The following is an 18211-nucleotide window of genomic DNA, read 5'->3' as shown; positions in this document are numbered from 1 at the left end:
CGGCCCGGCGCCCGCTGCCGCGTGACTGTCAGTGCGCGGGCAGCGGGCCCGTGCGGCGTACGGAGTAGGTGACGAAGCCCGCGCCGATGCCCAGGAACGCCATGCCCCCGATCAGGTACGGGGTCGTGTCGGTGCCGGTCCCGGTGTCCGCGAGCCTCGCGCCGTCCGCGCCGGTGGCGCCCATGGCGTCGATGGCGTCGATGGCGGCCGTCCGGTCCGGGGTGCCCCGGTCACCGCCCGTATCGCCGGTCGCGGTGGCTGTCGGCACGAACCAGAGGGCGCACAGCAGCGTCCCCGCGGCGGTGGCGGTCAGGAGCGGGCGGCGGGTGCTGGCCACGGAATCGATCCCCCTTGTGACAGCCGTGAGTTAGGCCTGCGACCGATGCTAGTGAAAGCAGCGGGTCGCAGGAAAGCCGAGGCGGCCGGGAGCTTACGCTCCGGCACATGAGCACTTCTGAGACATCACGTTATGTTCGCCTTCGGGTCGAAATGGTGTTGGAGATCACCGACGCCGATGCCCTGAGCGGAACCGCTCTGGAGAGCCTCGCGGCCGAGTACGGCGAGCCCGGCGGGGATTCCGCCGAGGAGCGTACGCATGCCGAGAGCGCCGTCCGGGAAGACGGTGCGGAGGCCCTTGCCTCGCTGATCGATCCGTTCGACCTGGTCAGCGAGGTGCCCGGGGTCGAGCTGACCCAGGCCTCCTGGAGCAGCGAGAGCATCGCCTACGACCCGCAGGACCCGGACGGATGGGACCTCGACGACGACGATGACGAAGAGGACGGGGACGACGGCGACGTGGACGCCGTCGGCGTCCCGCACAATGGGGAGGAGAACGACGACGACGGCGGCGCGGAGCGACGGGCGTAGCGGGTGGACAACCACCGGCCCCGGCCCGTCTCCGGCGGGCCGGGGCCGGTGGGCAGGACAGCCGGCGCACCGGATCGCGAAGCTGCCGCGCAACCGGCCGGACACCGGCGGCACCTACGCGGTGGAGCACGGGAACCACCGTGGAGACCCGTACGTCGATGAGTGGTGTTCCCCACATCTCCAGCGGATGTGGAACGGGTAACCCTTTCAGGGGGTTCTTGGAACATTGACGGGTATCGCCGGTCAACGGCCTGGCTCGGGGTTTTTGGGGATTTCGGCAACGATGGAGAAGCGTGTGATGACGGACAGCAAGCGGCGCAAGGGCCTCATGGCCGCGTCCGCACTGCTCGGCGGCGTGCTGGTGCTCACGGCCTGCAGCGACGACGGCGACAAGGGCGCAAGCCCCGACAGCTCGAAGAAGTCACAGGCGGCCGAGGTCGACAAGGCGGCGGCCGAGGAGACCTCGGAGGCGCAGATAGCGATCTCCCCGAAGAACGGCGCGACCAACGCGAGCATCAACAACGACGCGAAGGTCACCGTCGCCAAGGGCAAGCTGACGGTCGTCACGATGACCACGGCGGCAGGTGCGGGCGTCAAGGGCACCCTCTCCGCCGACGGCACCACCTGGAAGCCGGACGCCCAGCTGGAGCGCTCGACCACGTACAAGATCAACGCCACGGCGAAGGACTCGAAGGGCCGCGAGGCGCACGAGAACTCCTCGTTCACCACCGTGTCGCCCGCCAACAGCTTCATCGGGAACTTCACCCCCGAGGACGGTTCCACCGTCGGCGTCGGCATGCCCGTCTCGATCAACTTCAACAAGGCGATCACGGACAAGAAGGCCGTCCTGGACGGCATCACCGTGACGTCCAGCAGCGGCCAGCAGGTCGTCGGCCACTGGTTCAACGCCCAGCGCCTGGACCTGCGCCCCGAGGACTACTGGCAGGGCGGCTCCACCGTCACGCTGAAGCTGGCGCTGGACGGCGTCGAGGGCGCGGACGGCGTCTACGGCGTGCAGCAGAAGACGGTCACCTTCAAGGTCGGCCGCAACCAGGTCTCCACCGTGGACGCCAAGACGCACACGATGACCGTCACCCAGAACGGGAAGACGGTCAAGACCATCCCGATCTCCGCCGGATCGCCCGAGAACCCCACGTACAACGGACAGATGGTGATCTCCGAGAAGTACAAGGAGACCCGGATGGACGGCTCCACGGTCGGCTTCACCGACGACGACGGCAAGGGTGAGTACGACATCAAGGACGTGCCGCACGCCATGCGGCTGTCCACGTCCGGCACCTTCATCCACGGCAACTACTGGGGCAAGGGCATCTTCGGCACCGCCAACACCAGCCACGGCTGCGTCGGCCTCGCCGACGTCAAGGGCGCGGGCGACGCCGGCCAGCCCGCCGCCTGGTTCTACAACAACTCCATGATCGGTGACGTGGTCGTCATCAAGAACTCCCCGGACAAGACCATCCAGCCCGACAACGGACTCAACGGCTGGAACATGAGCTGGGCCCAGTGGACGGCGGGCTCCGGAGCCTGAGCGGACGCCCGGCCCACCCCCGGCCCCCCTCGACGCAGGCGGCGGCACCCGATCCCCACGGATCACGGGTGCCGCCGCCTGCGGCGTATGCGGAGCGTTCTCATCCGTCTCTCATCGTGGCCTTGAACCCGTCATCACAACCGCTCCATAGCAGCCGCGCGTGACCGCCGGGTTGATGAGATCGGTGAACCCGGTGGGGCAGAGGCCCGGAGGAAGGAAACGGCAGCTGGTCTTCAGGAGGTCGTCACGGCGCTCGGGCAACTCTGCCTCGAAGGGCTGGCAGGCGTTGTCACTCCTGCGAGTGAAGCGGTTTTGGTTTCCGTCGTGTTGATGTTCGCCGCCGGTACGTTGGTTCTCCGGCGCCGGTTGGAGGGGGTGGGCTGGTTGATTCGTGCGTACAAGTTTCTTCTGCGGCCCACCGTGGGGCAGGCGGTCGCGCTCGGTGAGATGCTGCGTGATCACTGCTCGCTCTACAACGGTGCGTTGCAGGAACGCCGCGACGCCTACCGCCACCCGTCCAGGACGAGCATCAGGTACGGGATGCAGTCGGGGCAGCTCAAGGACATCCGGGTCTTCGACCCCGAACGGCAGGGCCGCTGGTCGTTCAGCTCCCAGCAGGCCACACTCCGCCGCCTGGACAAGGCGTTCACGGCGTTCTTCCGCCGGGTCAAGGCTGGAGACAAGCCCGGCTACCCGCGCTTTCGCGGGGTGAACTGGTTCGACACGGTGGACTTCCCCCGCGACGGCGACGGCTGCCGCTGGAACTCCACCCCGCACGACCCGGTCACCCGGGTCCGCTTCCAGGGCGTCGGTCACGTCAAGGTCAACCAGCACCGCCCGGTGCCCGGCACGGTCAAGACCGTCAGCGTGAAACGCGAGGGCCGTAAATGGTTCGTCGTCATCACCACGGAACAGCCCCTGCCCGAACCACTGCCCGCGACCGGCTCGAACATCGGCATCGACCTCGGGATCGCCTCGTTCCTCACCGACTCCAACGGCACCCACATCCCCAACCCGCGCCATGCCCGCAGGGCCGCCTGCAAACTGGAGGCCGCGCAGCGGGCCCTGTCCCGGTTCTCCCGGTGCAGGGCCAGGGACCGAACCCGCAATCACCAGCGGGCGGTGGCGAGGGTGGGGGCCCTGCACGGCAAAGTGCGGCGTCAGCGGCTCGATCACGCGCACAAGACCGCGCTCGGCTTGGTCCGCGCGCATGACTTCATCGCGCACGAAGACCTCAGGATCCGCAGCATGAGCAAGGCCCCCGCGCCGAGGCCCGACCCCGAAACTGCGGGCGCGTTTCTGCCGAACGGGGCGGCGGCCAAGGCCGGGCTGAACCGTTCGATCGCTGATGCCGGTTGGGGGGTGTTCCTGACGATCCTGAACGCGAAGGCTGAGAGTGCCGGGCGGGAAGTGATGGCCGTGGACCCCCGCAACACCTCCCGCACGTGTCCCGCATGCGGGCACACCGCCAAGGAGAACCGGCCCACACAGGAGAAGTTCCACTGCGTCGACTGCGGCCACCGGGCTCATGCCGACGAAGTCGGGGCACTCAACGTCCTACGGGCCGGGCTGGTCCGTCGCCACGTCAACACGGCATAGCGAAAAGCCCCGCCCTCCAGGGCGAGGAGGAGTCACGTTCTTCACCTACCTCCGGCGCAAGCGCCACAGGGAGGCGGCGCTCGTCGTCACGTCGGGGCTCGGCCTGGGCGAGCGGCTCGGACATCTGCCCGGCGAGATGTCCGGTGGTCAGCAGCAGCGGGTGGCGATAGCCAGGGCCCTGGTCAAGCAGCCCAAGGTGCTGCTGGCGGACGAACCCACCGGCAACCTCGACGAGTCCATGCGCGACGAGATCATGGAGGTGCTGGAGACCATGTGGAAGGAGCACGGGCTCACGTTCGTCATGGTCACCCACGACAGCGCGATCGCCCGCCGTGCCCCGCGGCTCGCGACCATCCGCAAGGGCAAGGTCACCATCACGGAGAACGCGGCGGCGTGAACGCCCCTCGCGCGTAAGCCGGTTGTGGGCGGGCGGGTCAGCCTCGGGCGGCCCGTCCGGCTGCGGCCCGGCGGTGCGCGGCCAGATCGCTGCGGCGGACCTGGCGCACCCCGGCCGGGTCGGCGTACGGCTCCGCGTACGGATCGCCCTCCTCGCAGCCGCGCGGAGCGGGTCCGGGGCCGTCGTCGCCGCGGGCGAGGCGGGCGCGCAGCCCGTACCAGGGCTGGAGCGGCAGCCAGCACAGGCCGTGCAGCCAGCGCCGTACGAGCCGGCCCGGCCCCGGGCGGCCGCCGTCCGGCAGGCTCACCACCCGGATGCCCATGATCAGCTTTCCGGCGCCGGCGCCGACGAGCGCGGTGAGGACGACCTGGTTGAGGAAGGAGATGGCGAGCACCGGCCCCAGTAGCAGGGCGACATCCCCGGGCAGGGGCGCCGAGGCCACAAGCGGCCGGGCCAGTAACCCGGCGGTGACCAGGCAGAGATAGCAGTCGAGGCCCACGGCGAGATAGCGGCGCGTCTCCCCGGCCCGGGGCGGTGTGCGATACCCGGACCGCCCGGTCCGGCCGGGTATGTGCGGGGGCCTCGGCTGCCCGTGTCCGAGCAGCGTGGTGCCGGCCGGTGACGCGGGCCCGTAGGGCTGCCGGCCGGGCCCGTGGCCGCCGTGGTTCCCCCGTGAAGTCTTCATGACGGCATCATGTCTGATCGCCCGTCACGGCGGGCCCGGTCCGTACAGGCGGTGTCCGTACCGGCCGCCCGCCCGCTTACCTCACGGGTAATCGACGCTCCCCGCCGCTCCCGGCAGCATGGTGTGCACCAGCGGACGGAAGACCGGAGGACGTGACCATGACCGCGTACGCGATCGCACACCTGCACCCCGACGGCCCGCCCAACGAGGAGGTCCTGGAGTACATCGAGCGCATCCAGTCGACGATGGACCCGTACGGGGGCCGCTTCCTCGTCCACAACACCCCGGTCGAGGTCATGGAGGGTGACTGGCGCGGCGCCCTCGTCGTCCTGGAGTTCCCCGCGATCGAGGCGGCCCGCACCTGGTTCGCCTCGCCCGCCTACCAGGAACTGGCCCCGCTGCGGACCCGGAACATGGCGGGCGACCTGGTGCTGGTGGACGGCGTCGCACGGGACTACGACGCGCGGACGACCGCCGCGGCGCTGCGAAACACGCCTTAGCGGCCCGGGGATGGTGTAGCCCGCTACACCCACGGTCGGGGTGCGGGCGCCCTCGTTCCGGAGCCCGCCGCCCGGAAGGATGGGTGACGCGGCCGGACGCCGACCCGGCCGCCCCGTGACCCGTCTCCCCTGGAGGAACCCCGTGAAGCCGCTGCTCTGGACCCTGCTCCTCCTCGCGCTCGTCGCGAACGTCTCCCTCAACCTCATGGACGGTCAGGAGGGCCTGCACATCGCCCTGAGCGTCGTCTCGGGCGTGGTCGTCCTGGTGTCGGGCGTGGGCCTGTGGATGCGGCGCACCCCGCGCGAGTACTGAGGGCCGGGCACCCGGACCTCACAGCCGAGGCCGGGGTGTTGTGAGGTTCACCACTTCGGGGAGTGTCCGGGCATACCCCCCGACCCGGTCGTTCCGCTCGGAACCGGCCCGGAGCAAGGCTTCCGCGACCGGCCTTTAACGGGTACGGCGGAATTCACTATGTGGATGGGCATGGAGGATTCGGCGGTCCCACTGGGACACTCGGGAAGCCATAACGGTCCTGCACGTCGCAGTCATGGGCGCGGTACGCGTGCTGTCCAGGTGACGCCCTCGGCATGGAGGGGGACCTGGTGCCCTCCGGGACGGGGTGCCGTGGCGAGCCGACCCATGGAAGGTCTTGATCAGATGACGGCCACCCCTGACTCAGCAATCCCGCACGCCGCCGAGAACCGCGTCATCGAGCCGCTGTACGCGGAGATCCTCCGCCGCAACCAGGGCGAGAAGGAGTTCCACCAGGCGGTACGGGAGGTTCTCGAAACGCTCGGCCCGGTGCTGGCCCAGCGGCCGGAGTTCGTGGACGCCCGGATCATCGAACGCATGACGGAGCCGGAGCGCCAGCTCATCTTCCGGGTGCCGTGGTCGGACGACTCGGGCGACATCCACGTCAACCGGGGCTTCCGGGTGGAGTTCTCCAGCTCGCTCGGCCCGTACAAGGGCGGACTGCGCTTCCACCCCTCGGTCAACCTGGGCATCGTGAAGTTCCTCGGCTTCGAGCAGATCTTCAAGAACGCCCTCACCGGCATGCCCATCGGCGGCGGCAAGGGCGGCTCGGACTTCGACCCGAAGGGCCGCTCGGACGCCGAGATCATGCGGTTCTGCCAGTCGTTCATGACCGAGCTCCACCGCCACCTGGGCGAGTACACCGACGTTCCCGCCGGGGACATCGGCGTGGGCGGCCGCGAGATCGGCTACCTCTTCGGCCAGTACAAGCGGATCACCAACCGCTTCGAGTCCGGAGTCCTCACCGGCAAGGGCCTCGGCTGGGGCGGCGCCCTGGTGCGTACGGAGGCGACCGGCTACGGCTGCGTCATGTTCACCGCCGAGATGCTCCGCAGCCGCGGCGAGTCCCTCGACGGCCGGCGCATCGCCGTCTCCGGCTCGGGCAACGTCGCGATCTACGCGATCGAGAAGGCCCAGCAGCTCGGCGCGACCGTGGTCACCTGCTCGGACTCCGGCGGTTACGTCGTGGACGACAAGGGCATCGACCTCGACCTGCTCAAGGAGATCAAGGAGCAGGGCCGGGGCCGCATCTCCGAGTACGCCGAGCGACGCGGCGCGCACGTGAAGTACGTCGAGGGCGCGGGCGTCTGGAACGTCCCCTGCGACGTGGCTCTGCCCTGCGCCACGCAGAACGAACTCCACGAGGCCGACGCGCTGGCCCTCGTACGCAACGGCGTGAAGGCCGTCGCGGAGGGCGCCAACATGCCCACCACCCCCGAGGCCGTCCGCGTCCTCCAGGAGGCGGGCGTGGCCTTCGCCCCCGGCAAGGCGGCCAACGCGGGCGGCGTCGCCACCAGCGCCCTGGAGATGCAGCAGAACGCCTCGCGCGACTCCTGGACCTTCTCCCACACGGAGGAGCGCCTCGCGGAGATCATGCGTCACATCCACGACTCCTGCTACACCACGGCGGAGCGCTACGGCTGCCCCGGCAACTACGTGGTCGGCGCCAACATCGCCGGCTTCGAGCTGGTCGCGGACGCGATGCTGGCGCAGGGCCTGATCTGATCCCGCCCGCTCCCGAGGCCCGGCCCACGGTGGGGCCGGGCCTCAGGGCGTTCCGGGTCCTCGCCGGAACGTCTCCGCGAGGCCCGTGTTCGCCACCATCACGACGGCCAGGACCACCGCGGCGACCGGATGGCCCACCCGGTACAGCCCGAAGGCGCCGCCGCCGAGCACCACGGCCTTCACCATGGAGCGAACGCGCGCGAGCCGCGAAGTTCATCACGGCTTGCCGACAGATGACACAGGAGGGCACCGGCGCGCGACTGGCCGTGGACCGTGTGTCCGTCGGGGCGTTCATCGGCTGGTGCAGCCTGAACAACTGGAATCCGGAATACCGCAGCACGTCACTCGGCTACTGCTTCGAGGAAGCGGCCTGGGGCCACGGCTACGCGACCGAGGCCGCCCACGCCCTGCTGCGTTGGGCGTTCGACACCCTCGACCTCAATCGCGTACAAGCCGAGGCCGATACGCGCAACATGGCTTCCGCCCGCGTGTTGGAGAAGCTCGGATTCGTGCGGGAAGGGACGTTGCGGGAGGACTGCGTCGTCAACGGCGAGGTCTCCGACTCGTGGGTCTACGGGCTGATCAGGCGGGAGTGGCAGCCGTCGCCCGAGCCGGGTCCGACCCGCTGAGCTCCGCTGCTCGGTCCGGAGCCGGGCCGCCCGCGGATTCAACGAGCCGACGGGCACGCAGCCGTCACTCCGGCCCGACGGACGTGCTCCATCCACCACGCGTGAAGTGGCACGCCCCGTAGGAGATCACCCGTATGACCACCAGAGGAATGCGGCACCGGAGGGTGCTGGGAAAACACACGCGCTAGAACATTGTTCTGGAACGATCAGCAACTCGACGGGTTCGAATTCTTCCATGCGTCGATGATGTCTGCGGGGACGCGTCCGCGTTCCGGAAGGTCGTAGCCGTGAGCGCGGGCCCAGGTGCGGACGTCCTGGGTCTGGGGGGCGGTATTCGGCTCGGTGGTGGGGTGTTGCGGCTGCGTGGCAGCCGGTTGGTGGGTGGCGGGCGTGGTCGGGGTGAAGACAGGACCGTGGTCGAGGAGGTCTTTGGGGAACATGGGGATGGTGGCTCGGCTGCTGAGCACGGTGGTGAGGAAGTCGGTGAGGTTGCCGTCGTGGATGTACCAGCGCGTGCCGCGCGCTTCGTTGACGGCCACGTGCCAGGTGTCCGGAGCGTCGGTGGGGTCGGTGATCCAGAAGAGGTATTCGCCATTGTCGGTGACTCCGATGGCGAACAGGTCCTGCGGGTCGCAGGGGACGGATGGGTCGCCCTGGGCTCGTGATTGTTCGAGCTGGGTGCGGATGGTGGCGGGCATGGGCCCGGTGAGGCTGACCCATTCTGTTGCCCCGGCGGGGTGGTAGAGGTGGAGGTAACCGCAGAAGGCTCCGGGCCCGTAGGTGTCGGCGATCTCCTTGTAGTCGGCGGGCAGGCTTACTCCGAGGACGCCCTCCACTTCCGGCCAGTTGCTGGGGGGCGGTGTGGTGGAAGGCGGAGGAGAGAGCTGGGTGAGGTTGCTAATAAGGGTCATGGGACTAGTCCTCGGCGATGTCTCTGCTGCTGGCCATGAGCGGGATTGTCCAGGATTTTATCAACAATGAGGTTGCCCTTCTTGTCGAAGGCCTCGAGTTGTATGTATTTGGGGACGGAGTCCTTCTGGTCGTCGCTGTATTCGAGGTAGACGTTATAGGTGGCGACTCCGTCCTTCTTCACGGCCCGGTAGACCACGTCCTCGTAGCCGCGCATGTCGGGAGTGTTCGTAGGGTTTTGTGTAATAGCGAACAGGTTGTCCAGGGTGTCTCCCGAGCCGCCGAGCCGGTTGGCCAGCATGTGTCCGCGGGCTTGGTTGTGTACCCCGCCGAGGAAGCCTGGCGGATGGAGTGCCTGGCGGGCGTCGGTTCCCTCGTCGAGCATGTCCCGGGTGACCGTCGCGTTCATTTCGAAGGGGCGGCCGTGTTCGTCCCGTGTGAACGTGACTCTTCCGCCCCAGGTGGGGTCGGCCGTGCATCCGGCCAGGCCGAGAGGGTCGGCCATCGTGAAGGGGTTGGGGACGTAGGCGTAGTGATTGGTGGCGGGAGCTAGGCCCAGGGGGTCGGGGGTGATGTAGCGGCCGAGGCCGGCGTCGTAGTAGCGGTTGACGTTGTAGTGGAGGCCCGTCTCGGCATCGAAGTACTGGCCCGGGTAGCGCAGCGGCGTGTAGGCGATGCTGCCGCGGTTCCACTGGGTGGCTCCCCAGGCGGTGCTGCGGGCCTTCCATGCGATGTGGCCATCGGGGTCGACGAGTTCGCTGGGGCTGCCGGCCAGGTCGGTGACCATGGCAAAGAAGCGCCGGTCGGTCTCGTCCCGTGAGTGTTTGGATTCTCTTTGCGCCAGGGGTCGGAGTCCGGCGTAGTCCCAGACCATGGTGGTGGTGCCGTTGTTCTGCTCTGCGAGTTGGGCTCCGTCCCAGCAGTAGGTGATCCGTTCCGTGAGCGTCCCGTCGACTCTTGTGCGCTGCTTTTCTGTACGGCGCCCGAGCGCGTCGTAGAGGTAGTGCCAGGTGTCGGTGTCCGGGGTGAGGACCTGGGTGAGCCGGTCCTCGGCGTTCCACGTGAAGTGCCAGGAGAGGGTCTTCCCGCTCAGGGTGCGGGTGGTACGCCGGGTCATGCGGCCCTGTGCGTCGTAGGTGTAGTCGGTGCGGCCGGCGTGGGTGAGGCGGGTGCCGTTGTAGCGGCGGGTGCCGGCGTCTTCCTGATGGGGTGCCTGTGCCGGGAGGGCCGTGCTGGTTTGGTCGCCGTTGGTGTTGTAGGCGTATTGCTCGGTCCAGCCGTGGGCGTGGACGGCGGTGACGCGGCTGGCGGTGTCGAGGGTGTAGGTGCGGGTTCCGGCGCTGCTGTCGCTGACGGTGAGTGGCGTGCCGTCGGCCTGATAGGTGAAGGTCCGTTCCAGGATCTCTGTTTCCGGTGTGGTGAGGGACTGGCGGTCGAGACGGCCGACGCTGTCCCAGACTTGCCGGAGTGTGACGTGGGAGTCGAGTGTGCGGGCTGTCTCGCGGCCGAGGGCATCGCGCGTGAAGTGGAACGTGTGGTTGCCGGTGCTGTGGGTGGCAAGGCCGTGCGGTGTGTAGGTAAGGGTGCTCCGAGCGCCTGAGGGGGTACGCCGGTGGGTGCGGCGGCCGACCGAGTCGTATGCGAAGGAGAGCGACCGTCCGTTGACGGTCTCGGTGACGATGCGGCCTGTGGGGTCGTGATCGAGGGTGATGTCGGTGTGGGCGTTGGTGAGGCGGGTGACGTGTCCGCTCTCTCCGTGGGTGAATGTGGAGGCGGTGCCGTCGTCGTGGAGGAGCCGGATGACGCGGCCGAGGACGTCGCGTTCGTAGGTGAGGCTCTGTCCGGCTGCGTTGGTGCGGCGTGTCAGGCGACCGACCGCGTCGTGCTCGTAGGTGAGGGTGCGGCCGTCGAAGTCTGATTCGGAGACGAGCCTGCCGGCTGCGTCGTAGGTGTAGTTCCAGTCCAGCCCCTGGGAATTGGTGACCTTCGTCAGGCGTAGTTCCGTGTCGTGGGTGAACTTGTAGTCGGTTCCTTCTGGGGTGTGGGTGGAGGACCGGCGGTCGAAGTGGGTGGCTGTGTGGGTGCTGGTGCGTCCCATGCGGTCGGTGTGTGTGACGAGGTTGTTCTCCCCGTCCCACGTCCACTCCTCGCGGGTGAGGTCGGGCAGTTCTCTCCAGGAGAGTCCGCCTTCGGTGGTCCATCCCATGCGCACCGTGTTGTTGAGGGCATCGGTGACGGTGGTGAGGCGGCCGAAGGGGTCGCGTGCGCAGAGAGCCTGGGCGCCGTCCGGCGCGGTGATCCGCAGGGGAAGGCCTGCGTTGTCGTTCACGATCCGGGAGGTCGTGCCGGAGGGGCTGTGGATGGCGGTGAGGTGACCGTAGAGATCGAACTCGTACCTGGTGGTGGCGCCGTCGGGTTCGGTGACGCTGGTGCGGTTGCCGTGCTCGTCGTAGGTGAAGCGGCGGGTGATGCCACCCCGCTCGGTGATGGTGAGGGGCTGGCCCAGGACGTTGTAGGTGGCGGTGGTGCGCACGCCGTCGGGGGCGAGGAGGGCGGTGAGGTTTCCTCGGTTGTCGCGCTCGAAGCGTGTGGTGCGGCCGAGGGCATCGGTCTGTGCCAGGAGTTGGTCTTGGGCGTTGAACTCGAAGAGAGTCGTGTTGCCGAGGGGGTCTGTCTCCGCGACGGCTTGGAAGGCTTCGTTGATGTGGAAGACGCTGGTGACACCAGTGGAATCGGTGTAGCGGGTGATGCGGTGCCGGGTCTGACTGTCCACGCCGCCGTAATGGAAGGACGACGAGAGGATTCCGTCTGGTCCTTCTGTGGCGCAGACGCGGCCCGCGGCGTCGTAGACGTAGCGGAAGGTTGAGTCGTTGCGGTCAGTCCAGGAGGTGACGCGGCCGTCGTGGTCGTAGGTGAGGCGTAGTGGCAGCCCGGAGGAATTAACGATCTCACTCAGGTGACCGTCGCCATTGAAGCGGAATCGTCGTAGCTCGCAGAGACCGTCGGGCGTAAGGAGGTGAAGTGCGGTGATCCGCTCGCCGCTGGTGGTGACCTGGACGGTGTAACCACCGTCGTGACTAACCGTGGCCGGGGCGCCGTCGGAGCTCCGCGTGATGGTGATCCGGTTACCGTTGCGGTCTTCGATGCCGGTCAGCCAGTACGCGCTCGACGTTTGGTAGGGGCTGCCAGTGAAGTAACGGGTGGTGCCGGTGCGGGAGTCGGCCACGACGTAGGTGGTCTTGTCCTCATCCTGTTGGTCGTAGGCGAGTGAGAGACGAGGGCCTTCGGCAGGCAGAACAGGATCGCCGCCCGGCTGCGGAACGCGAGGGTAGATGAGCAGGGAGCCGTCCTGGCGGGCCCAGACGGCTCCAGGGGATATGTGATTGACCTCGATACGCTCGTCGAGAGTCGAAGCCCAGGTGCGTCCAAACCATTGACCGTGGCGGTAGTTGGACAGATGCGTCCGGTCCAGAATCAGCGGCAGGACACCTGCCAGCGACAGGTCGGTGTGGGTCAGGATCATCTCGCCGGTCGCGACGTCGACCGGGTCGTTTTTGCACGTCTTGCTCGATCCGGGGATGGAGTGGCGTCGCGGGTCGGCTTTGGCCTTGTCGAGCGGCTCCGGTTTGGCCCTGGAATCGGCTGATTTCTTGCGGTGATCGGCTCCCGAGGCTGTTCCGCCCGCTGCGGTGCCGGGCCCCTTGTCACGCTGATGGAGGCGCGCCAAGCGGTCACGGATGTCGTCATCCGTCGCCTTGTGAGCGGTGGATATCTCTTTGACGGCCTTGGGAAGGGTGGTGCCTACGTGCTCGCCCATCGCCTTGGTGGCCTTGCCCAGGGCTTCCAGTGCCTTGTCCGCGACCGGATCGATGGCGCTGGCGATGGAGTCCCGGCCACGCGTGCGGCCGTGCGCAGTCCTGGCTTTGGTGAGTTTCCCTGCGGTCTTGCCATGGATGGAGACACTGACCCCATTGAGCTGAGTCGCGGCACGATCATGCTCACTGTGCTCGATATGCAGATCCTTGAGCCCGCTACCGCTTCCCGGTGAGCCGTCCGCAGAAGCAAGGTGCATCGAGTTCTTCCCCGACTGCACCCCCTCCTTGAACCCGCCGGTTCCGGCATCCTTGGTCTGGCCGAGGTCTACATTGTCCTGCAGCCCGATGGCCACTGAGCCGAGCTGGACGACAAGGTCTGCGGCCATCTCTTCAAGAGCGGCCACCACCGGTTCCGTCATCGCACTCACCACATATCCGACGGCTTCCTCGACACACTCCTTGATCAACCGCTTGACGACTTCCTGCGTGGCCCGCATCGCCCCCGCGCCAACGAGCAGTGACAGTCCGCCGGTCACGGGGATCAATGAGAGCGCGATGCCGGCTTCCGAGGCCAGATAGCCGAGCTGCACGATTGCGGCAAGCTTCATACCTTCGACCGCACCCGCTGCCAGATCCAATGCACTGGCAATCGTCCGGGCCGCATCAGCGATTTCCCTGATGTGCTTGCCCTTGACCTTGCTCCAGTGATCGTTCAGAGCGGTGATGGACTCACCGGTCCCGGACGACAGCAAACGTGAGACGTGATTGTTGGCGACCTGTCCGTCGTCCTCAAGATCCTCGGCAAACTCGCGCAGCGCGTCAGCCATGTCCCGGTAGGCATCCTCGTCAACGTTCGGCCACGCGACACCAATCAGATCCAGCAGCGTGTCCGCCCAATCCGGCACTGTGACAGCCACAACTATGTCCCCCGTATCCACAGACCCAAAAAGCTTATTGTCATACCATGCGCCGCTGTGCATCACGGCTGATGCACTATCAGCCAGTGATCACCCGCAGGCCGGTCACCGGCGGGATCGGGGCTCCGAATGGGCCGCGATTCACGGAGTCGGGCCAGAGCGAGCCCGTTCCTCGACAGGTGCCGCGGCCGCCTTGACCTGGGCGCGGTGCGCCCAGTGAATCCCCGCCATGGGTTGCCTCGAACTGGAGCGCGATGATCATGGGCCGGTGAAAAACGCTGGGCAGGCCGCAGATGCCGAAGGCCGAGCTTGCCTTGCCCGTCGCTCAGCGGCCGAACAGGCGCAGCAACCGGGCTTGGCGGGCCTCCCCGGCCAGGGGCGGAGCCTCTGGCGCGGCGAAGAAGCGGTGGGTGGTGTCGTCGGCGACGGGTGACTCCGCCAAGCCGGCGTAGATTTCGGCGAGATGCTCTTCGATCCAGGCGACGAGCCCCGGATCGAGCATCTCGGGAGCGTTGACGGCTCGGGCCAGGTCCCAGGTGTGAATGGTCGCGTCCGTGGTGCGGACCGCGAGGCCCTGTTCTCCGGTCACCGGGCCGAGAGGGTAGTCGAGAGTCCGCTGGAGGGCGCCCGGCCTCCGGAACGCGTCGGCGCACTCCCGTACCGACCGGATGTAGGCGCCCACCGGATCGCCGCCCAGAGCGTCCTCGTCCCGGAGCCTAAGGAAGTCGGCGGCCGGGCCACCATTCACCAGGGAGATGTAGTTGAGGTTTCCCCGGGTCATGTGGTTGACGAGCTGGCGTACGTCCCACTCCGCGCAGGGGGTGGGCGCCGTCCACTGCTCGGCCCGTACCGTCCGCAGCCTGTGGGCGAACTCGGAGCCGGAGAGCAGATAGCGGTCGATGATGCCGACGAAGGGGTATGACATGGCGGCACCGTAGGAGTGCGGAAGGCGACGCGCTGGCGGAAATCAGCCGCCGAACCCGGAGGCCCGCCCGTCGGTGGGACTGAGCCAGTCGTGCGGTCACTTCGCGTCGACACGCACGGCCCCAACGATCAGCAAGTGGTCCCGAGACAAGTCGACAAGCGCTGTGGGCCGATTCGCTAAGGGCGCTCTTCGCCGCGCCGCTGGTAGGCGACGTGCCGCGCCAATGCGTCGAGTTGTCGGCAGTGGTAGGCGGTGCCCGGCAAGAGGAACCTAAGCTCCGTCTCCCAGGGCCGGCCCCCGGGCCGTACGACGCGCACGCGGGTGCCAGTCGCGCTGATCACCATGCAGGGCATGCCCTTCACCCGCTCGTACATGACCTGCCCCGGCCGCAGGCCCGCCGGGACGAATGGCCTCTTGGGGCGGGTGGCCTCAGTCGGGGAGGGGCGGTCCGATGCCGGGGTCGGGGCCCTCGGCCGTGGGGTGTTCATCCCAACTCCCGGAACCAGGCGCGGAACTGGTTCTCCTCGCGGATTCGTGAGCGGAGGCCGAGCAGGAGGGGGCTGTCGGGCCTGGGGACAGGGCGAGCGGGACGCGACTCCTCGGGGTAGGGCGGAGTGCGGCGATCCGGGCAGACGGGGGCTCCGCAGTCGCACGGAGGGAACGTGAGCGGCGACTTGTGTGCCGGGTAGTCGGCGCCTTGGGGTAGTGCGGAGTCCATCAGCGCCTCGCCGCGCCGTGGATGACGCGGGGCCCCACATCGATCCCGTGCGACGTCAGCCAGAACGCGCGCCGCCGCCTCTCGGCGCATCCGGATCTCCGCACGCTCCCAACGGTCGTACGCGGCCTGTGAGTACGGGCCGTTGGGTGGACGCGGAACCATGCTCTTCGGCATCGCGGAGCGGCACATCACAAGGCGGCGGGGGCCGATTCTCGCGGGCCGAAAGTTCGCCCGAGGGGCCAACCTCTCAGCCGGCAACTCCCGGCGACGTAAGCCGAGAAGTAGGCACACCCGTTCGAGTAACCGGGCGATAAGATTATGCATGCGGACGCTCCTTCAAAGCGTTGGCCACGCCCCGGGACGGTTACAGCCGTTGCCGGGGCTTTGCATTGCGTCCGGGCGCACCGGACACAGGCATGTCGCTCACACCGAGAATCGGGTGATGCTTGCCAACTCAGTGTGACCCTAGCCGGATGAATCGGCAAGCATGTCGCCTAGGTTGGCAATATTGACACTCGACGGAGTGGGGGGATCGGGCCCGTGTGCGAGCATGTAGCACTGCCGGAGAAGGACCAGAGGGGTGGTACGGCATGACCGCGCCCACCGTGCGACGTCGTCGACTTGGATCAGGTCTACGTCGATTGCGCGAACAAGCTGCGCTCACGCTGGATGAAGCCGAGACCCGGTCCGGGCTCAGCGCATCCAAGATTTCGCGCTTGGAAAGTGCCACCCGAGGTGCACGCCCAACGGACGTTGAACTACTCATGAGCGTTTACGGCGTTGAGGACGACGACGTCAGGTCGTTCCTTCTCACCCTGGCGCGCGATGGGGGCAAGCGTGGGTGGTGGCAGACATACGATCTGGCCCCGGTATACGCAGACCTCATCAGCCTGGAATCCGACGCGGCGTCCATGAACTCCTACGAACCGTTGCTCATTCCTGGCCTGCTACAAACCGCCGCGTACGCCCGCGCAGCGATCACGGCTATCAGCATGTCCGCGACGCCGGATGAGATCAACCCTCTTGTTGAGGTACGAATCGCGCGACAGGCGGTGCTCAGCCGACCCAGGCCCCTGACGTTTCGAGCCATCATTCACGAGGCAGCCCTCACCGCACGGGTCCCGGGCGCTGGGGTCATGCGCGATCAACTGCAACGCCTCCTGGACGTAGCCGAGTATCCGCACGTCAGAATTCAGGTGCTGCCGATGGAAGCTGAATTGCATCCTGGGACAACGGGCGGCTTCACCATCCTGGGCTTCGGTCAACGGGCGCTCGACGTCACCTTGCTCGAACACCTTGATAGCAGCCTCTATATCGAGGAAGAGGCGGACGTTGCTCGGTACTCCGAGGCGTACGAACGGTTGACCGCAGCCGCGTTGCCGTTCAACAAGTCGATGTCCCTCATCGCCAGCAAGAAGGAAGAGCATCAGTGAACACCTTGCCCCCCGGCCTCCAGGTTGTAATCATTGACTGGCAGAAGTCGAGTTACAGCGGAGCCAACAGCAACTGCGTGGAGACCGCCCGCTTCGATGACGGGATCGGCGTCCGAGACAGCAAGGACGCTGCTGGTCCGGTCCTCAGCTTCGGTACTCGTGCTTGGGACGACTTCATCGGCGGCGCGAAGGCGTCTGTCTGAACTGTGCGTGAGGTACCCCAGTCATCGGTGCTGGAGCCTGTGAGCCACCAGACGAGCGACAAGCCCCGGCTGATCTCTGCCGGGGCTTGGTTGTACGAGGCCGTATCGCCTCGCGCAGGGGGAGGCGCGTCACTCTCCGGCCGGAGCCACCCCGATCGGGCACGAGACGCCCGTCCCGCCGATTCCGCAGTAGCCCGCCGGGTTCTTGTCCAGGTACTGCTGGTGAGCTGCTTCCGCCGGCCAGAAGGGGCGGCCCTCCGCGGGCAGGATCTCCGTGGTGATCTCGCCGTGGCCGGAGCCGGTGAGGACCTTCTGGTACGCCTCGCGGGACGCCGCCACGGTCGCCGCCTGGGAGGGGGAGTGGGTGTAGACGGCGGAGCGGTACTGGGTGCCCACGTCGTTGCCCTGGCGGAAGCCCTGGGTGGGGTCGTGGGACTCCCAGAAGAGCTTCAGGAGCTGCTCGTACGTGACGACGCTCGGGTCGTACACGACGCGGACGGCCTCCGTGTGGCCGGTCAGGCCGGAGCAGACCTCCTCGTACGCGGGGTTCTCCGTGTAGCCGCCCTGGTAGCCGACGAGCGTCGTCCAGACGCCTTCCGTCTGCCAGAACTTGCGCTCGGCGCCCCAGAAACAGCCCATCGCGAAGTCCGCGACCTCCAGGCCGTCCGGGTACGGGCCCAGCAGGGGGTTGGCCAGGACCGTGTGGCGGGACGGGACGGTGAATTCGGGGGTGGGGCGTCCGCGCAGCGCCTCCTGCGGAGTGGGGAGCTGCGGGGTACGGCGGTGCAGGAACATGCGGGGGCTCCTCAAGGGTCGGCGTGCTGTCCGTACAACGCACCCGGAGCGCCGAGGATTCCGCCGCCGCCCGCAGCTGTCCGCGCCGTCCACGGTCAGCGGCGGGGCGTGCCGTTCTCGGACTCCGCGTCCTCGACGTAGGCGGCGGTCCGCTTGCGGGCCTTGAACCAGAAGTAGAGGCCGAGGCCGATCAGGATCAGGGGTATCAGTCGGGCCATGAGGTGTACCGGTC

General features: G+C 67.8%; 16 protein-coding genes and 2 pseudogenes. 10 read left to right on the top strand and 8 right to left on the bottom strand.

Annotation, left to right across the window (positions count from 1 at the left end):
- Positions 1 to 28: 28 nt before the first annotated feature.
- Positions 29 to 337 carry an LPXTG cell wall anchor domain-containing protein gene (locus ACGFU6_RS13475; protein ID WP_393610523.1) on the bottom strand — a complete coding sequence of 103 codons (309 nt, stop codon included), beginning with the start codon at positions 335 to 337 and terminating at the stop codon, positions 29 to 31.
- 107 nt (positions 338 to 444) lie between these two features.
- Here ACGFU6_RS13475 and ACGFU6_RS13470 point away from each other — a divergent pair, with 107 nt between their 5' ends.
- From ACGFU6_RS13470 to ACGFU6_RS13455, 4 genes and pseudogenes are all read left to right on the top strand, one after another.
- Positions 445 to 867: a hypothetical protein gene (locus tag ACGFU6_RS13470; RefSeq protein WP_393610521.1), complete on the top strand. Its 423-nt coding sequence runs from the start codon at positions 445 to 447 to the stop codon at positions 865 to 867.
- Between the two features lie 283 nt (positions 868 to 1150).
- Positions 1151 to 2416 (top strand): Ig-like domain-containing protein, encoded by a 1266-nt coding sequence (locus ACGFU6_RS13465; protein WP_393610520.1) that lies wholly within the window; start codon positions 1151 to 1153, stop codon positions 2414 to 2416.
- Between the two features lie 384 nt (positions 2417 to 2800).
- Positions 2801 to 4015, top strand: coding sequence for an RNA-guided endonuclease InsQ/TnpB family protein (locus tag ACGFU6_RS13460; protein ID WP_393610518.1), 1215 nt, complete (start codon positions 2801 to 2803; stop codon positions 4013 to 4015).
- A gap of 97 nt (positions 4016 to 4112) precedes the next feature.
- Positions 4113 to 4412 (top strand): annotated as a pseudogene (locus ACGFU6_RS13455) (ATP-binding cassette domain-containing protein); the annotation flags it as partial.
- 37 nt (positions 4413 to 4449) lie between these two features.
- On the opposite strand, the gene ACGFU6_RS13450 reads toward ACGFU6_RS13455, so the two are convergent.
- Complete coding sequence (locus ACGFU6_RS13450) at positions 4450 to 5097, bottom strand: RDD family protein (protein WP_393610516.1); 648 nt, start codon at positions 5095 to 5097, stop codon at positions 4450 to 4452.
- Positions 5098 to 5255: 158 nt separating this feature from the next.
- Between ACGFU6_RS13450 and ACGFU6_RS13445 the strand changes: the two genes are divergently transcribed.
- From ACGFU6_RS13445 to gdhA, 3 genes are all read left to right on the top strand, one after another.
- A complete protein-coding gene (locus ACGFU6_RS13445) occupies positions 5256 to 5597 on the top strand; it encodes a DUF1330 domain-containing protein (RefSeq protein WP_393610514.1) in 342 nt (113 codons plus the stop codon).
- 142 nt (positions 5598 to 5739) lie between these two features.
- Positions 5740 to 5910 carry a hypothetical protein gene (locus ACGFU6_RS13440; protein WP_393610513.1) on the top strand — a complete coding sequence of 57 codons (171 nt, stop codon included), beginning with the start codon at positions 5740 to 5742 and terminating at the stop codon, positions 5908 to 5910.
- Between the two features lie 345 nt (positions 5911 to 6255).
- A complete protein-coding gene (gene gdhA / locus ACGFU6_RS13435; protein ID WP_393610512.1) occupies positions 6256 to 7635 on the top strand; it encodes an NADP-specific glutamate dehydrogenase in 1380 nt (459 codons plus the stop codon).
- 42 nt (positions 7636 to 7677) lie between these two features.
- Here the strand turns inward: gdhA and ACGFU6_RS13430 are convergent, their stop codons facing one another.
- Entirely contained in the window at positions 7678 to 7818 is a 141-nt protein-coding gene (locus ACGFU6_RS13430) for a hypothetical protein (protein ID WP_393610800.1), read from the bottom strand.
- On the opposite strand from ACGFU6_RS13430, the pseudogene ACGFU6_RS13425 reads away from it, so the two are divergent.
- A pseudogene (locus ACGFU6_RS13425) lies at positions 7818 to 8264 on the top strand (GNAT family N-acetyltransferase); the annotation flags it as partial. The gene ACGFU6_RS13430 and the pseudogene ACGFU6_RS13425 overlap by 1 nt on opposite strands.
- 206 nt (positions 8265 to 8470) lie before the next feature.
- Here the strand turns inward: ACGFU6_RS13425 and ACGFU6_RS13420 are convergent.
- The 3 genes from ACGFU6_RS13420 to ACGFU6_RS13410 form a co-directional block, all read right to left on the bottom strand.
- Positions 8471 to 9175, bottom strand: a complete 705-nt coding sequence (locus ACGFU6_RS13420; RefSeq protein WP_393610510.1) for a histone-like nucleoid-structuring protein Lsr2 — start codon at positions 9173 to 9175, stop codon at positions 8471 to 8473.
- A complete protein-coding gene (locus tag ACGFU6_RS13415; protein ID WP_393610509.1) occupies positions 9172 to 13905 on the bottom strand; it encodes an RHS repeat-associated core domain-containing protein in 4734 nt (1577 codons plus the stop codon). Before ACGFU6_RS13415 ends, ACGFU6_RS13420 begins: the two co-directional genes overlap by 4 nt.
- Positions 13906 to 14230: 325 nt before the next feature.
- Entirely contained in the window at positions 14231 to 14830 is a 600-nt protein-coding gene (locus ACGFU6_RS13410; protein WP_393610507.1) for a TIGR03086 family metal-binding protein, read from the bottom strand.
- 1308 nt (positions 14831 to 16138) lie between these two features.
- On the opposite strand from ACGFU6_RS13410, the gene ACGFU6_RS13405 reads away from it, so the two are divergent.
- The gene (locus ACGFU6_RS13405) at positions 16139 to 16981 is read left to right on the top strand and encodes a helix-turn-helix domain-containing protein (protein WP_393610506.1); all 843 of its coding nucleotides are present in this window, start codon (positions 16139 to 16141) and stop codon (positions 16979 to 16981) included.
- Complete coding sequence (locus tag ACGFU6_RS13400) at positions 16978 to 17184, top strand: DUF397 domain-containing protein (protein ID WP_393610504.1); 207 nt, start codon at positions 16978 to 16980, stop codon at positions 17182 to 17184. Before ACGFU6_RS13405 ends, ACGFU6_RS13400 begins: the two co-directional genes overlap by 4 nt.
- 129 nt (positions 17185 to 17313) lie before the next feature.
- Here ACGFU6_RS13400 and msrA read toward each other — a convergent pair whose 3' ends face one another.
- Both msrA and ACGFU6_RS13390 read right to left on the bottom strand, forming a co-directional pair.
- The gene (gene msrA / locus ACGFU6_RS13395; RefSeq protein ID WP_393610503.1) at positions 17314 to 17979 is read right to left on the bottom strand and encodes a peptide-methionine (S)-S-oxide reductase MsrA; all 666 of its coding nucleotides are present in this window, start codon (positions 17977 to 17979) and stop codon (positions 17314 to 17316) included.
- Between the two features lie 95 nt (positions 17980 to 18074).
- Positions 18075 to 18197: a hypothetical protein gene (locus ACGFU6_RS13390; RefSeq protein ID WP_260146783.1), complete on the bottom strand. Its 123-nt coding sequence runs from the start codon at positions 18195 to 18197 to the stop codon at positions 18075 to 18077.
- Positions 18198 to 18211 lie beyond the last annotated feature (14 nt).

The sequence above is a fragment of the Streptomyces sp. NPDC048462 genome, assembly GCF_043200175.1.
Lineage (GTDB): Bacteria > Actinomycetota > Actinomycetes > Streptomycetales > Streptomycetaceae > Streptomyces.
The sequence above is the reverse complement of the archived record's forward strand: the minus strand, read 5'-3'. Positions and strand labels throughout refer to the sequence as shown.

Coding starts and splice junctions, on each gene's coding strand:
- ACGFU6_RS13470 (WP_393610521.1), top strand. CDS start 445: ATGAGCACTTCTGAGACATCACGTTATGTTCGCCTTCGGGTCGAAATG.
- ACGFU6_RS13465 (WP_393610520.1), top strand. CDS start 1,151: ATGGAGAAGCGTGTGATGACGGACAGCAAGCGGCGCAAGGGCCTCATG.
- ACGFU6_RS13450 (WP_393610516.1), bottom strand. CDS start 5,097: ATGAAGACTTCACGGGGGAACCACGGCGGCCACGGGCCCGGCCGGCAG.
- ACGFU6_RS13445 (WP_393610514.1), top strand. CDS start 5,256: ATGACCGCGTACGCGATCGCACACCTGCACCCCGACGGCCCGCCCAAC.
- gdhA (WP_393610512.1), top strand. CDS start 6,256: ATGACGGCCACCCCTGACTCAGCAATCCCGCACGCCGCCGAGAACCGC.
- ACGFU6_RS13420 (WP_393610510.1), bottom strand. CDS start 9,175: ATGACCCTTATTAGCAACCTCACCCAGCTCTCTCCTCCGCCTTCCACC.
- ACGFU6_RS13410 (WP_393610507.1), bottom strand. CDS start 14,830: ATGTCATACCCCTTCGTCGGCATCATCGACCGCTATCTGCTCTCCGGC.
- ACGFU6_RS13405 (WP_393610506.1), top strand. CDS start 16,139: ATGACCGCGCCCACCGTGCGACGTCGTCGACTTGGATCAGGTCTACGT.
- msrA (WP_393610503.1), bottom strand. CDS start 17,979: ATGTTCCTGCACCGCCGTACCCCGCAGCTCCCCACTCCGCAGGAGGCG.
- ACGFU6_RS13390 (WP_260146783.1), bottom strand. CDS start 18,197: ATGGCCCGACTGATACCCCTGATCCTGATCGGCCTCGGCCTCTACTTC.